This window comes from Massilia sp. Dwa41.01b, from assembly GCF_014171775.1.
Classification (GTDB): Bacteria; Pseudomonadota; Gammaproteobacteria; order Burkholderiales; family Burkholderiaceae_D; genus Telluria.
On record NZ_CP050454.1, the window covers coordinates 2,359,667 to 2,373,442 of the forward strand.

A 13,776-nucleotide genomic window follows, 5' to 3' on the forward strand; every position below is an offset into this window, starting at 1 on the left:
TGAACTATAGCGAGACCCATCCGCAAGGCCACGTCCTTATACAGATTATTACAAGTGGTACGGACGCAGTAACATTATTCGGGCGCTCGTCGCGGACCGCCCCTTGCAGACCGCCGTGCCCGCCCCATCTAGGCATGAGAACAACTTTTCCCGAGCGTACATGTCAGCCTTGCGCAATCTTGCCGTCGTCCTCGTCCTGCTGGTTCTCCTGCATGTCTATATTGGTGTGCGCCTGATGCCTGACATGGGCCTGGGCGCGGCGGGCATGGCCGGCGGCGCCATGTTGCTGCTGCTGTCGACGCTGCTGGTGCCCGTGGGCCTGCTGTCCTCGTCGCTGCGCAGGCGGCGCTGGTCGGAGGGGCTGGCCTGGTTCGGCCTGCTGGCAATGGGGATGTTTTCGTCGCTGCTGGTATCGACCCTCCTGCGCGACATCGTGCTGCTGCTGGCGCGCATCGCCGGTCTCGGGAACCCCGGCCTCACTTACTGGAGCGCCCTGGCGGTACCCCTGCTGGCCTTGCTGGTGACCTTCCTCGGCTTCGTCAATGCACGCCGGGTGGCGCAGGTGAAGCAGGTCGACGTACCGATCGCGGGCCTGCCGGAAGCACTGCACGGCTATTCCATCGCCCAGATTTCCGACATCCACGTGGGCCCGACCATCAAGCGTCCCTACCTCAACGCGATCGTCAACCGGGTCAACGCCCTGCGTCCGGACGCCATTGCCGTCACCGGCGACCTGGTCGACGGCAGCGTCGGGCGCCTGGCCCTGCATACCGCGCCGCTGGCACGCCTGTCTGCACCGGACGGCGCGTTCTTCGTCACCGGTAACCACGAATATTATTCGGGCGCGGACGAGTGGATCGCCGAGGTGCGCCGGCTCGGCCTGACGGTGCTGCTGAACCAGCACGTGGTGCGCCGCCGCGGCGGCGCCGCGCTGATGATCGCGGGTGTGGCCGACTATTCCGCCCACCATTTCAACCCGGCGCACCGCAGCGACCCCCAACTGGCCGCCGCCGGCGCGCCCGGCGACGTCGCTGTCAGGATCCTGCTCGCGCACCAGCCGCGCAGCGCCCTGCTGCGGCCGAAGCCGGCTTCGACCTGCAATTGTCGGGCCACACCCACGGCGGGCAATTCTTCCCGTGGAACCTGTTCGTGCCGCTTCAGCAGCCTTTCGTCGCCGGACTGCACCGCGTGCGCAAGCTCTGGGTCTACACGAGCCGTGGCACCGGCTATTGGGGACCGCCCAAACGCTTTGGCGCACCGTCGGAAATCACGCTGGTGCGCCTGGTCGCCGCGTAGCGCGGGCGTACGCCCGCGGTCAGGCTGAGGCTGTGTAGCGGTCTTCGCCTGCGCTTCGGCCGGGACTGCGTAGCGTGGCCTCCGCCTGCGGTTCCGCCGAGCTGCGCATCGTGGCCTTCGCCCACGGCTCGGCTGGGGCTGCGTATCGGTCGTCGCGCGCAGTTTGGGTGCAGCTGCATGCGTGGCCTTCGCCCCGGGTACCCCAACGGCTGCCTGCTTGCGACCGCCGGACAGGGCTGAGCAAGCCTGTCCCGGCAGCTTGTCGCGAGGCATGTAAAGACAGCCAAACGTTGCCAAATGCGCTATCGTGCCCCTTCCTGCCATCTTCGAAGGACCGTCCGCATGAATCGCATCAAGACCCCCATCCTCGGCCTGCTGGCCGCCTCCCTGTTCGCCTCCGTCGCCCAGGCGGCCAGTCCCGGCAACGACCCGGCGGCCCTGGTGCGGATCCGCGATACCGCGATGCAGAGCAATTACGCCCGGGAACGGATGGCGGACATGACCGACCTGATCGGGCCGCGTCTCTCCGGCTCGGCCGGGGGGCGGCTGCCGTCACCCAGTGGCCGAGGCCATGCGCGCGCTGGGCGCGAAGGTGACGCTGCAGCCGGTCAAGGTGCCGCACTGGGTGCGTGGGCTCGAGACGGGCGAGCTGGTCGACTACCGCGGCCGCCCGGCCGGCATCAGCCAGCGGGTCGTGCTGACCGCGCTGGGCGGATCGGGCGCGACGCCGGAGGCCGGCCTGCGCGCCGAGGTGATCGTGGTATCGAGTTTCGAGGAGCTCAAGGCGCGCGCAAGCGAAGTGAATGGCCGCATCGTGCTCTTCGACGTGCCCTTCGACCAGGCGATGGCCGACGTCGGCCTGGCGGGCCAGGCCTATCGCCAGGCTCGAACTACCGCGTCAATGGCCCGCGCATCGCCGCCGAGATGGGCGCGGCCGCGGCGCTGGTGCGCTCGGTGGGCGGCGCCAATTATCGCCTGCCGCACACCGGCAACTCCGGCCTGCAGGACGGCGCGCGCATTCCGGCGGCAGCCGTCACGGTCGAGGACGCAATGCTGATGAGCCGCCTGGCCAGGCGCGGCCCGCTCGTCATGCGCCTGGTGCTGACGCCGAAAATCCTGCCCGACGCCGATAGCTACAACGTCATCGCCGACTGGCCGGGGTCCGACAAGGCTGGCGAGATTGTCGTCGTGTCGGGCCACCTCGATTCCTGGGACCTGGCCACCGGCGCCCATGACGACGCCGCCGGCGTTGCCAGCGCGATGGCGGTATTCGAGACGCTGAAGAAACTCGACTACCGGCCGCGCCGCACGATTCGCATGATTGCCTGGATGAACGAGGAGAACGGTACCCGCGGCGCACGCGCCTACCTCGACAGTGTCGCCGCGAATCCGGCCAGCCACGTGGGTGCCATCGAAAGTGACAGTGGGGCTGGCCGCCCCTTCGGTCTGCACGCCAGCGTGCCGGCCGCGTCCACGCCCCTGTTCGCGCCGCTGCAGGCGGCCTTGCAGCCGATCGGCGCCGGCGTCTTCCAGCGCCAGGGATGCGCTCGCGACCGGCGATTTGTCGGGTCTGGAGCGCGCGGGCGTGCCAAGCTTCGCGCCGCTGATCGACAACTCGACCTATTTCAACTACCACCATACCGCCGCCGACACGCTCGACAAGGTGGATCCGGATAACCTGCGCCGCCACGTCGCAGTGATGACGGCGACGGCGTGGTTCCTCGCCAACATCGAGGAACCGGTCGGGCGCGCGGTGGTGCCGGCCTCGTTTTCCCGCTGACTGCCCGGCTGCGGCGGCACGCCTCATGTGGCGCAGGCAGCGCCACCAGGCGGTGTTGATGCCTGCGCGAACGCTGCCGACCCGTACGCGGCCCTATCCGCCGTTGGGGTAGACTCCCCGCACACATCTCAACGGAGGAAACCATGACTGGACGGAAGAAACTGGTTGGACAGCGTATCGCCGTGCTCGCCGCGGACGGCTTCGAGAAAGTGGAACTGACGGCGCCGGTCGCGGCGCTGCGCACGGCCGGCGCCGAGGTCGATATCATCTCCCTTCGCTCGGGCAAGATCCGCGGCATGAACCTGCACCAGCCTGCCGACCTGATCCCGGTCGACTTCACGGTCGACGAGGTCAGCGCCCGCGACTACGACGGTCTCCTGATTCCGGGAGGCTTCATGAACCCCGACATGCTGCGCCAGTCCGCCGAGGCGCGGGACTTCGTGCGCGCCTTCGATCTGCTGGGCAAACCCATCGCAACGCTCTGCCATGGCCCCTGGGTGCTGGCATCGAGCGGCTTGCTGTCGGGCCGCACGCTCACCTCATGGCCGGGCGTACGCGACGACATGATCCATGCGGGCGCGATCTGGCTCGACCAGGAAGTCGTTCGCGACGGCAACCTGGTGACCAGCCGCGGACCGCAGGACATGCTGCCTTTTGTCCGCGAAATGATCGCTTTGTATGCGGGCAACGCGGGCAGCAAGGCGGCGCTGCGCCAACGCCACCATTCGGATCCGCAGCGCGAGGGCCGAGCGTCGTGACGAGCGCTGCCATGCCGCTGGATGCCGCGCCCATCGCTGGGCACGGTGCTCGGCCTGGTCCTCCCGGGTGTGGGCGTGATGGCGGCACGGTCGAGCGGCGAGCGCATGTCCGCCGCCGAGGCACGGTCGGCCTCCGTATAAGGCTTGCCTGCGAGACCGGCGGAGGGAGGGGCGGCGCTGCGTGGCGTGCCGCTGCCCCGTCTGCCCAGGCCGAGATGCCGTTTCCGCATAGCGAGCCGGCGCAGGGGCGGGCTCGGTACCGCACACCCGTCAACGCCAGCGTGCTTGCGCGTGCGACTCCGTGCGACTGCATGCGACTGCATGCGACTGCATGCGACTGACATAGCGGCGCGCCGACGCCGATCCGCTCGCGCGTCGTCGGCAAGTAGCTGGTGGCCTGCGCCTCGACCATTGCTTCCGCTCGCGTTGCCAAGCCTGCGCCTGCTGGAGGCGCGGCCTGTCGAGGCGTCAAGCACCGGGGCGCGCACACCTGTGACCCAGCCTGTGCAGGCATGCAGCCGCGCAGCACCCGCATCGCCCAGGCCCTGCATGGCTCGAGCCGCGAAATCGCCCGGCCCGCCAGTTGGGCAAGCGTCGGGCTGGCTCGGCGCCCACCCGGGCGGCGCTACGCCAGGCCAGCTGCACTCCCGGTGCTGTCAGTCGTGCAAGCACAGGCCTGGACTGGCGTGCATCGGCGTTCACACACAGAGGCCACGGCTCGTGACCCATGACGCAGCATGGGAAGCGGTACCGCCGCTGCATGCGCCGCGGCGGCCTCCCTATTCGATTGCTACCCGTCTGACCGCCCGTGCGTGGCCACGGAAGGGTCGGCCATAGACGGTCTGGATGCCGCTGGCGAAATTCTCCCCCCAGACCAGCTGGGAACGGGTTTCGTGCGGTTCGGCAGACCAATACCATTCGCGCGCGAACTCTTCGCGCAGGTTCGCGAACAGCAGCGAGAGTTCGCGCCGGTTCGGTAATTCGCCACCCTGGCTGCCTGCCCAGTCAAGCGCACCGGGCCAACTGACATCGGCGGCGTCGCCGGGCAGGAGAATCAGGTGGTGGTCGGGCGCGCCATCCTTACCAAGGATGACACCGGCATACAGTTCGCCTTCCTTCAGTGTTTCTCGTAATTGCATATAAATGCCCATCGTTGTCCTCGCGCGTCCGTGACTGGTTATTCGTATGACACCGGGCTCTTCGTTTTAGTTGCCGCCGTTGGCGCTCCAGACACGACATGGATCATGGAAGTGTTCGATTTCACAGGAATAAACTGTTTTGATTCTTTATTACTCCAAGAAAATTTATTCGCAAAAAGATTGAACTAAGGAAGTTTCCTACCCTCAAAGGTTACGTATTCACTTTTTACGCTAGGAAATTTCCTCATGAAAAAGCAAGCCCTCTTCGCCGCCATCGCCATCGCTTTCAGCGCCACCGCCGCCTCGGCAGCCACCGTCACCCTGACCGGTTACGACAGCCTGACCGCCACCCCCGGCGGTACCGTGAACGCCACCATCCCGGCCACGACCTATAACTATTATGTGTCGCCGACCGGCTCGGATACCGCAGCAGGCAGCAAGGCCGCGCCATTCAAGACCCTGGCCCGCGCCGCCAAGGCCGCCATCAAGCCGGGCACGACCGTGTTCGTCGCTCCCGGCACCTATGCCGGCGGCTTCAAGACCACCGGCAACGGCACCGCGACGGCCCGTATCTACTGGGTGTCGACGACGAAGTGGGGCGCGAAGATCGTGCCGCCGGCAAGCTCGGTCAACAAGAACGCTTGGGACAACCGCGGCAACTACGTCAGCATCGTCGGCTTCGAAGTCGACGGTTCGAAGATCCAGAGCGGTACCAAGTGGACCCTGGGTATCTACACGGGCGGTTCGTACAACGTCATCGAAGGCAACCACGTGCACCACACCGCCACCACGATTCCTTGCTCGAGCGCAGGCGGTTCGGCCATCGGCGTCGACAGCTACTACAAGGGCGTGATGGGTGATGTCATCGGTAACGTCGTGCACGACATTGGCCCTGCCGGCTGCACCTATGTCCAGGGCATTTATCACAGCACCTCGGGCTCGATCAAGAACAACGTCGTCTACCGCGTCGGTTCGGCAGCGATCCACCTGTGGCACGATGCGACGAACGTGAAGATCATCAACAACACGGTGAGCTCCTCGGTGTTCGGCATCATCGTCGGCGGCGGCGACTATTACTTCACGACCGCTGGTGCCAACAACGTCCACGTCCACAACAACATCGTCTACGACAACAAGTACGGCATCTCGGAGCAGGGCAAGACCGGCAGCGCCAACACCTACAAGAACAACCTGGTCTACAAGAACACGACCTACAACTGGCAGCTGCGCAATGGTCTGCAGCACACCGGCACCCTGACCACCGAGCCGCTGCTGGCTGGCTACTCGCGTACCGCCGCCATGCCGAACTTCAAGCCGAGCACCAGCTCGCCTGTGATCGGCCGTGGTCTCAGCACCTACGCGCCGACCACCGACATCGATGGCCGTGCGCGTAACGCGAGCACCGGCTTCGACATCGGTGCCTACCAGCATTAAGCAAAGCACCAGGCAGCCCGGTACAGCACCGAGTACCTGAATAGCACCAGCACTCACTGCGGCACCGAGCTGCCCGCATCCTTCCGCCGCCTGAGCAGTCTACTGACTGCCCCGGGCACGGTTTACACCCGCGTCGCCGCCAGGCCCGCGGGTTTTTTTTCGTCTGTCGATGCCGGCGACCGCGCGCAGGGATGACGCCGCGATGGCCGTTGGCGGCCATCGAACGCACCTGCGCGGGTGATTTCTACTCGGAAACTACATTTGTGGCCATGATAATCCGCGGAAATATTTCCAAGAAACCTTTGAACTTAGGAAGTTTCTGCACCTCAAAGATTACGCATTCACTCAATACGTCAGGAAAATTTGCATGAAAAAGCACCTCACCGCAGTAAGCTCGTTCCGCCTCAATCCGGTCACCCGTGCCACCGCTGCCGCCATGCTCAGCTTGTGCGCCGCCACGGCCACGCAGGCTGCCGATCGTTACCCGACGGACGGCGAGGGCACAGCCTCCGCCGGCTACTCCGCTGCCTACCGGTCCCCAGCTGCACGCCAGGTTGTCGATGCTTACCGCACCTTGCTGCACCGTATGCCAGACAGTGCCAGCCTGGCCTACTGGACCAGGCTGATGGGCCGCGGGATGACGATCGCGCAGGTCGAAGCCCGCCTCAAGCAAACCGACGAATACCGCAAGCGCGTATCGCCGCCACCGGTCGCTCCCAAACCGACGCCCACGCCACCGCCCGCGCCAGCTCCGACGCCAGCCCCGCCGCCTGCGCCGACCCCGACGCCGCCGGCGCCAGGCCCGACGCCCATCGCACCCGGCGCACCGCTCGCCACGCCGAGCACCACCTACCATTATTATGTGTCGCCGACCGGCTCCGATACCGCTGCCGGCACCAGGACAGCCCCGTTCAAGACCCTGGCACGTGCGGCCAAGGCGGCGCTAAAGCCAAGCACGACCGTGTTCGTGGCACCCGGTACCTACGACGGTGGTTTCAAGACCACGGCCAACGGTACGGCCAATGCGCGTATTTACTGGGTGTCGACCACGAAGTGGGGCGCGAAGATCGTCCCGCCGGCAAATTCGGCCAACAAGACCGCCTGGGATAACCGCGGTAACTACGTCAGCATCGTGGGCTTCGAAGTCGACGGTTCGAAGATCCGTAGCGGTACCAAGTGGACGCTGGGCATCTATACCGGCGGTTCGTACAACGTCATCGAAGGCAACCATGTGCACCATACCGCCACCACCATCGCCTGCAGCAGCGCGGGCGGTTCGGCGATCGGCGTCGACAGCTACTACAAGGGCGTGAAGAGCGATGTCATCGGTAACGTCGTGCACGACATCGGCCCGGCCGGCTGCACCTATGTCCAGGGCATCTATCACAGCACGTCCGGCACCATCATGAACAACGTGGTCTACCGCGTGGGTTCCGCAGCGATCCACCTCTGGCACGATGCAAACAACGTCAAGATCGTCAATAATACGGTGAGCTCGTCGGTCTTTGGCATCATCGTCGGTGGCGGCGATTACTACTTCACCTCGGCAGGCGCGAACAATGTTGCTGTCTACAACAACATCGTCTACGACAACAAGTACGGCATCTCGGAGCAGGGCAAGACAGGCAGCGCCAACAGCTACAAGAACAACCTGGTCTACAAGAACACGACCTACGACTGGCAGCTGCGCAATGGCCTGAAGCATAGCGGTACGATTTCGTCGGATCCGCTGCTGGCCGGCTACTCGCGAACCGCCGCCTCGCCGAACTTCAAGCCGAGCACCAGTTCGCCAGTTATCGGACGCGGCATTGCAAGCTATGCACTGCCTGCCGACATCGACGGCCGCCCGCGTAACGCCTCGACGGGTTACGACATCGGCGCCTACCAGCACTAAGAGCCTATCCCGGTAGTCCGGAGTCGCTGCTGGCGCGCCTGACAAACGCGTGCTGCGTTGCTCGTCGTTGCATGGCCAGCCATGCGGCCTCCTCGCGCCTTGCCCGCGCTTGCCATGCATCGCCACCAGCTTTCCCCCGGACTACCGGGATAGGCTCTAAGCACGGCGACCGACCATCTCGGGCACTGCCCGCGCAGCCCATCGCTGCGCGGGCTTTTTTTCGCCTGGATCCGTGGGCGAGGCATTCAATGCGACACAGAACCGAGTCGTTTCCCGGAGCCATGGCCCGCTCTGCAGACACCGGCTGACCGCGCTGCGGTGGAGCGTTCCGGCATCGAGGGCGACGCCGCTTCGCCGTCGGATATCTCCCTGGATTTAACAATCGTCCAGAATCCCGATGTTCGGTATCCCACAGGAAATTTCCTTTAAGCCTTTGATACTCCTAGAAAATTTATTTGAGAAAAGATTGAACTAAGGAAGTTTCCTACCCTCAAAGGTTACGTATTCACTTTTTACGCTAGGAAATTTCCTCATGAAAAAGCAAGCCCTCTTCGCCGCCATCGCCATCGCTTTCAGCGCCACCGCCGCCTCGGCAGCCAGCGTCACCCTGACCGGTTACGACAGCCTGACCGCCACCCCTGGCGGTACCGTGAACGCCACCATCCCGGCCACGACCTATAACTATTATGTGTCGCCGACCGGCTCGGATACCGCAGCAGGCAGCAAGGCCGCGCCATTCAAGACCCTGGCCCGCGCCGCCAAGGCCGCCATCAAGCCGGGCACGACCGTGTTCGTCGCTCCGGGCACCTATGCCGGCGGCTTCAAGACCACCGGCAACGGCACCGCGACGGCCCGTATCTACTGGGTGTCGACGACGAAGTGGGGCGCGAAGATCGTGCCGCCGGCAAGCTCGGTCAACAAGAACGCCTGGGACAACCGCGGCAACTACGTCAGCATCGTCGGCTTCGAAGTCGACGGTTCGAAGATCCAGAGCGGTACCAAGTGGACCCTGGGTATCTACACGGGCGGTTCGTACAACGTCATCGAAGGCAACCACGTGCACCACACCGCCACCACGATTCCTTGCTCGAGCGCAGGCGGTTCGGCCATCGGCGTCGACAGCTACTACAAGGGCGTGATGGGTGATGTCATCGGTAACGTCGTGCACGACATCGGCCCTGCAGGCTGCACCTATGTCCAGGGCATTTATCACAGCACCTCGGGCTCGATCAAGAACAACGTCGTCTACCGCGTCGGTTCGGCAGCGATCCACCTGTGGCACGATGCGACGAACGTCAAGATCATCAACAACACGGTGAGCTCCTCGGTATTCGGCATCATCGTCGGCGGCGGCGACTATTACTTCACGACCGCTGGTGCCAACAACGTCCACGTGCACAACAACATCGTCTACGACAACAAGTACGGCATCTCGGAGCAGGGCAAGACCGGCAGCGCCAACACCTATAAAAACAACCTGGTCTACAAGAACACGACCTACAACTGGCAGCTGCGCAATGGCCTGCAGCACACCGGCACCCTGACCACCGAGCCGCTGCTGGCCGGCTACTCGCGTACCGCCGCCATGCCGAACTTCAAGCCGAGCACCAGCTCGCCTGTGATCGGCCGTGGTCTCAGCACCTACGCACCGACCACCGACATCGATGGCCGCGCACGTAACGCGAGCACCGGCTTCGACATCGGCGCTTACCAGCACTAAAGCGTAGTCCAGGGGCGGCGACCAGCACGGTCGCCGCCCCGGCGCCGGATGCCAGGCTTCGCGCCACATGAAACCCGTACAGTTTGCGCTGTGCGGGTTTTTTTCGCTCCGGATGCGCGCGGGCGCGGGCATTTTGGCCCGCAATGGCCGTGGTGTTGATCCCGCGCAGACCTGTGCCACAAATGCGTCTTGTAGAGCGAGGGGCTTCGTGTAGAATCAATTCTTTCAAGTCGCAGGTCGGGGCGGACGTCCCGGTGGCGCCGCGCTGCGGGCCGGCGCTCCTGAGGCGGATCGAACACGGTACCTGGCATGTCACGCAACCTGCAACACAAGTTCCTCGGTTTTACGTCCTTCGACGGCGCGGCGCTTGCCCGCGCCGTTGTCTTTTGCGGCCGCCCGCAGGGGCGCATGCGCAAGTCTCTCTCCGAGCATCTCGCCCGGCTTGCCTGAGCTCGGCCGACGAGCAATCGTCGCGCCCGAGCACGCCAGGCTACCAGCGGCCCGCAACGGCCAGCATCCACATTTTCCGCACTTTCGGGGACGCCCCATGGATATCGTAGAGATGAATATGAAACAAGATACGCAACAAGCACATGACACCGAAACTGGCCCGCTGCGTCCGCGCCGGCGTGTCGCCAAGCAAGTGCTCGAACGCGGCGAGCGCCTGCGCCAGCGCGCGGGCGTCATCATCGGTCTGTCGCTGGGACTGGTGGCGCTGCTGACGATCCTCGAGTAAGTCCCGCACCGGGGAACCTGGCCGGTCGGCGCCATCGCGGCAGTCCGCCGGCGCATGGCCTGCGGTTGTGCTCCCAGGCGCAGGTTTACCCGGCATCGGTGTTGCCATTTGCGGGCTGTTCGCCCCCGCGCGGTTGACCTCGGGCGTCACCTTGAACCATTCGAAGGCATCGGGCGGCAGCGCAGCATTGCGGGCGAGTTCGAGGGCGCCTTCGGGCGGGAGTGCGGGATCGAGCCAGAGTGCAGCGTCCTGCGCGCTGAGCACCACCGGGCGGCGGTCGTGGATGTCGAGCATGCCTTCGCCGGCGGCGTCGGTGACCAGCACGAACCCGGCTTCGGCACGGTTTTCCTCATAGGGCCCGAAGTTGGCCAGCGCCAGCATGAACAGCGGCGCGCGGTCCTTGCGGTGGATATGCCAGGGCTGCTTCTTGCCTTTTTCGCCCGTCCATTCGTACCAGCCCTCGGCCGCCACGATTGCGCGCCCGTTCTTCAGCAGGCGGCTCCAGTAGCGGTTGGTGAGCTTGTCGAGCCGCGCATTGATCGAAATCGGCAGCTTGCCTTCCGCCCACTTGGCACGGTAGCTCCAGAAAACGTCGTCGATGCGGCGCTCGCCGTCCTGGATGTGCATCAAGGGGCGGTAGGTGCCTGGCGACACGTTATAGGCGGGCGCGGACTCGCTGTCGTACACGGCATCGGCCCAGCCGAAGACGTTGGCGTAGTATCGGGCCGTTTGGCTCTGGTCAAATCGTCCACACATGGGATCATGGTACTGCAAAACCCCCGAGCGCACGGCACGCGACGCGGCTGCGGAACGCCCCGCCTGCGCACCGGTGCTATCCTGAAGCCTGTTCCCAATGATGGGATCGAGATCGGGAAGAGAAGGAGTCGAGATGGCGCTACCCTGGCTGAAGGTATTGAAGTCCGTTCCCTGGAGCGATGTGATCGCGGCCGCGCCGCAGGTGGCCAACGGTGCGCGCAGGCTGTGGGACACTGTCGGGAGGAAGCCCGGCCCGGCGCCGCAGCCCGACCTCGGCGAGGCGATGGCCCACCTGCCGCCCGAGGAAGACATCGCGTTGCTGGCCGCGCGTATCGAGCAGCATGAGGCGACCATGGCCCAGCTGCATGGGCAGGTGCGCGACGCATCGCGCCTGATCACCGAACTGGCCGACCAGAACGCCCAGCTGATTGCGAAGATGGAAGCGGCACGCGAGCGCCTGAACCTGGTCGGTTTCGTGGCCGCCGCGGGGGTCGTCGTGTCCATCGTGGCGCTCGCACTGGCGCTGGCCCACACCTGAAACACCCTGCCACGCACGCCGGGGCGAACATGAAAGGCCACCGATGAAGTTTGTCCTGCTGCTGTTCCTCGGCTTCCTCTTCATTGCCATGCTGCTCAACGGCAGCCGCAAACGCGGCATGCTGAACGAGGATGCGAACAAGGCCGTCACCGGCCTGGCGACGGCGATGCGCTATTTCCTGTATGGCTTGCTGGTGCTCGGCGCGGCCGCGTGCGCGGTGCTGATCTACCAGGGCAGCTGAGGCCGCTGTCCCCATTGAAGCCGCCGTGCGCCCGGCCCTGCCGCGCGTTTACAGCGGCTCAGGCCGGCAAGTCCGCGCGCCGTCCTCCCTTGAATAGCAACACTTCCAGCACCAGCAGGATGGCGCCGGACAGCGCCAGCAGCGGCATCAGCGCGCACAGCCCGGCCGCGGTGAGCAGCGCCAGCGGCGAGGCCGCGCGCCAGGCGCCGGGCAGGAGCGCCGGCAGGCCGAGCCCGGCCGGGCGCATGCGCTTGAAATACATCACCCAGCCCGATACCAGCGAAAACAGCACGCCCAGGCCGAACAGCAATAGCAGCAACTGGTTCCACAGTCCGAACTCGCCGCGGTGGAAAGGGATGCCGAGCGCCGTTGCCTGGCCGAAGGCGGTGGCTTCGCTCCAGCCCGAGCGGTACAGCAGCGTGCCGCTGTAGGCGTCGAACAGCAGGTCGAAGCGCGCAAGTGGCCGGGCCGTGTCGCTGCTTGTCGCGTGCCAGACGCCGTGCGCACCTTCGGGTGGGCTGAGCTTGAGAGCAAGCGGCGCGCCGGGGCGGCGAGCGACTGCGCGCGCCGCGATGCCGCTTCCCAGCCGAGGGGCGGCGCGCCTGTGGGGGTCGAATGCAGGTGGCGCGGCGCCTGGGGCGAGGCCTGGCCGGCGGCATCGCGCAACTTGCGCACCTGCACGCCCGCGTACTGGCTCCGGGTGATACCGGTGGCGACGATGACGAGGCTCAGCACGCCGAGTGCGACGCCGGAAACAGCATGCCACTGACGCCAGGCGGCCCGGCCTGTCTTGCCCGCACGCGGCAGGCCCGTTTGCCCCGGCCGCGGCCACCACAGCCAGGCGCCGGTGACGAGCATGACCAGCAGCCAGCTGGCGGCCAGTTCGATCATCCAGCGCCAGCCGTCTCCCCTGCAGCAGGCGTGAATGCAGCCTGCGCGCCCCCTCGGCGAGGCGTGCGTCGGGTGCCTGGGTGCCCAGCACGCGCGCCGTGTACGGATCGACGAAGACGGTCAGCGGGCCCGACGGCGCTGCTGCCGGTGCGCCGCCGTGGTGTGCGTGCGCCGCACCCGCGCCCCCTGGCGCCATCAGCACCTCGAGCGCGCGCCCCGGACTTGCCGGGAGCAAGACCGAGCGCACCCGATACCCGTGGGGTGCGGCGGCCTCGGCTGCGGCCAAGGACAGCTCGAGGGCGCGCATCGGGCCGGCGGGCGTCACCCGCTCCAGCGACGCGTACAGGCGCGCCTCGAACTGGGGCGTGAAGATGTACAGCAGCCCCGTCAGGGTGGCGAGCAGGATGAAAGGCGAGGCGATCAGTGCCGCCCAGCCGTGCACGCGCAGGTAGAGGCTGCGGCGGCGTGCCCCGAGGGCAGGGGTGAAAGGCATCGCATTGGTCGTCATCGTGTCCTCGTCGAATGGCTGGCCGCGGCGCATTGGCGCACCGGCCAGGCGCCCACCATCGTAGCGCGCCATACGGATGAGCGGC

At 65.8% G+C, this 13,776-nt stretch carries 11 protein-coding genes and 2 pseudogenes; 10 read left to right on the forward strand and 3 right to left on the reverse strand.

Translation table 11 applies throughout. The features are described from left to right. Positions 1–160: 160 nt before the first annotated feature. The 4 genes and pseudogenes from G4G28_RS10785 (at position 161) to G4G28_RS10795 (ending at position 3,834) form a co-directional block, all read left to right on the forward strand. Positions 161–1,296, forward strand: a pseudogene (locus G4G28_RS10785) (metallophosphoesterase). A 571-nt stretch (positions 1,297–1,867) separates the two neighbouring features. Then, positions 1,868–2,353, forward strand: coding sequence for a hypothetical protein (locus G4G28_RS28205; protein WP_308602221.1), 486 nt, complete (start codon positions 1,868–1,870; stop codon positions 2,351–2,353). Positions 2,354–2,385: 32 nt separating this feature from the next. Then, complete coding sequence (locus tag G4G28_RS28210) at positions 2,386–2,973, forward strand: M20/M25/M40 family metallo-hydrolase (protein WP_308602473.1); 588 nt, start codon at positions 2,386–2,388, stop codon at positions 2,971–2,973. A gap of 246 nt (positions 2,974–3,219) precedes the next feature. Then, positions 3,220–3,834 (forward strand): type 1 glutamine amidotransferase domain-containing protein, encoded by a 615-nt coding sequence (locus G4G28_RS10795; protein WP_183108357.1) that lies wholly within the window; start codon positions 3,220–3,222, stop codon positions 3,832–3,834. A gap of 779 nt (positions 3,835–4,613) precedes the next feature. Here the strand turns inward: G4G28_RS10795 and G4G28_RS10800 are convergent. Next, the gene (locus G4G28_RS10800) at positions 4,614–4,973 is read right to left on the reverse strand and encodes a DUF1566 domain-containing protein (RefSeq protein WP_229424997.1); all 360 of its coding nucleotides are present in this window, start codon (positions 4,971–4,973) and stop codon (positions 4,614–4,616) included. 246 nt (positions 4,974–5,219) lie between these two features. On the opposite strand from G4G28_RS10800, the gene G4G28_RS10805 reads away from it, so the two are divergent. The 4 genes from G4G28_RS10805 (at position 5,220) to G4G28_RS10820 (ending at position 10,471) form a co-directional block, all read left to right on the forward strand. After that, entirely contained in the window at positions 5,220–6,407 is a 1,188-nt protein-coding gene (locus tag G4G28_RS10805) for a right-handed parallel beta-helix repeat-containing protein (protein ID WP_182988260.1), read from the forward strand. A 367-nt stretch (positions 6,408–6,774) separates the two neighbouring features. Next, positions 6,775–8,301 carry a right-handed parallel beta-helix repeat-containing protein gene (locus tag G4G28_RS10810; protein ID WP_182988261.1) on the forward strand — a complete coding sequence of 509 codons (1,527 nt, stop codon included), beginning with the start codon at positions 6,775–6,777 and terminating at the stop codon, positions 8,299–8,301. 532 nt (positions 8,302–8,833) lie between these two features. Continuing rightward, entirely contained in the window at positions 8,834–10,021 is a 1,188-nt protein-coding gene (locus G4G28_RS10815; RefSeq protein ID WP_182988262.1) for a right-handed parallel beta-helix repeat-containing protein, read from the forward strand. Positions 10,022–10,330: 309 nt separating this feature from the next. Next, positions 10,331–10,471, forward strand: a complete 141-nt coding sequence (locus tag G4G28_RS10820; protein ID WP_182988263.1) for a hypothetical protein — start codon at positions 10,331–10,333, stop codon at positions 10,469–10,471. A gap of 40 nt (positions 10,472–10,511) precedes the next feature. Here G4G28_RS10820 and G4G28_RS10825 read toward each other — a convergent pair whose 3' ends face one another. Next, complete coding sequence (locus G4G28_RS10825; protein WP_183108459.1) at positions 10,512–11,513, reverse strand: SOS response-associated peptidase; 1,002 nt, start codon at positions 11,511–11,513, stop codon at positions 10,512–10,514. 133 nt (positions 11,514–11,646) lie between these two features. Here G4G28_RS10825 and G4G28_RS10830 point away from each other — a divergent pair, with 133 nt between their 5' ends. Both G4G28_RS10830 and G4G28_RS10835 read left to right on the forward strand, forming a co-directional pair. Further along, the gene (locus G4G28_RS10830; protein ID WP_182988266.1) at positions 11,647–12,051 is read left to right on the forward strand and encodes a hypothetical protein; all 405 of its coding nucleotides are present in this window, start codon (positions 11,647–11,649) and stop codon (positions 12,049–12,051) included. A 43-nt stretch (positions 12,052–12,094) separates the two neighbouring features. Beyond that, positions 12,095–12,292, forward strand: coding sequence for a hypothetical protein (locus G4G28_RS10835; RefSeq protein WP_182988267.1), 198 nt, complete (start codon positions 12,095–12,097; stop codon positions 12,290–12,292). A 58-nt stretch (positions 12,293–12,350) separates the two neighbouring features. Here G4G28_RS10835 and G4G28_RS29050 read toward each other — a convergent pair. Beyond that, positions 12,351–13,763 (reverse strand): annotated as a pseudogene (locus G4G28_RS29050) (PepSY-associated TM helix domain-containing protein). Positions 13,764–13,776 lie beyond the last annotated feature (13 nt).

Bases quoted from the DNA above. Each gene is read 5' to 3' on its own strand.
- G4G28_RS28205 (WP_308602221.1), top strand. From the start codon at position 1,868: ATGCGCGCGCTGGGCGCGAAGGTGACGCTGCAGCCGGTCAAGGTGCCG.
- G4G28_RS28210 (WP_308602473.1), top strand. From the start codon at position 2,386: ATGCGCCTGGTGCTGACGCCGAAAATCCTGCCCGACGCCGATAGCTAC.
- G4G28_RS10795 (WP_183108357.1), top strand. From the start codon at position 3,220: ATGACTGGACGGAAGAAACTGGTTGGACAGCGTATCGCCGTGCTCGCC.
- G4G28_RS10800 (WP_229424997.1), bottom strand. From the start codon at position 4,973: ATGCAATTACGAGAAACACTGAAGGAAGGCGAACTGTATGCCGGTGTC.
- G4G28_RS10805 (WP_182988260.1), top strand. From the start codon at position 5,220: ATGAAAAAGCAAGCCCTCTTCGCCGCCATCGCCATCGCTTTCAGCGCC.
- G4G28_RS10810 (WP_182988261.1), top strand. From the start codon at position 6,775: ATGAAAAAGCACCTCACCGCAGTAAGCTCGTTCCGCCTCAATCCGGTC.
- G4G28_RS10815 (WP_182988262.1), top strand. From the start codon at position 8,834: ATGAAAAAGCAAGCCCTCTTCGCCGCCATCGCCATCGCTTTCAGCGCC.
- G4G28_RS10820 (WP_182988263.1), top strand. From the start codon at position 10,331: ATGTCACGCAACCTGCAACACAAGTTCCTCGGTTTTACGTCCTTCGAC.
- G4G28_RS10825 (WP_183108459.1), bottom strand. From the start codon at position 11,513: ATGTGTGGACGATTTGACCAGAGCCAAACGGCCCGATACTACGCCAAC.
- G4G28_RS10830 (WP_182988266.1), top strand. From the start codon at position 11,647: ATGGCGCTACCCTGGCTGAAGGTATTGAAGTCCGTTCCCTGGAGCGAT.
- G4G28_RS10835 (WP_182988267.1), top strand. From the start codon at position 12,095: ATGAAGTTTGTCCTGCTGCTGTTCCTCGGCTTCCTCTTCATTGCCATG.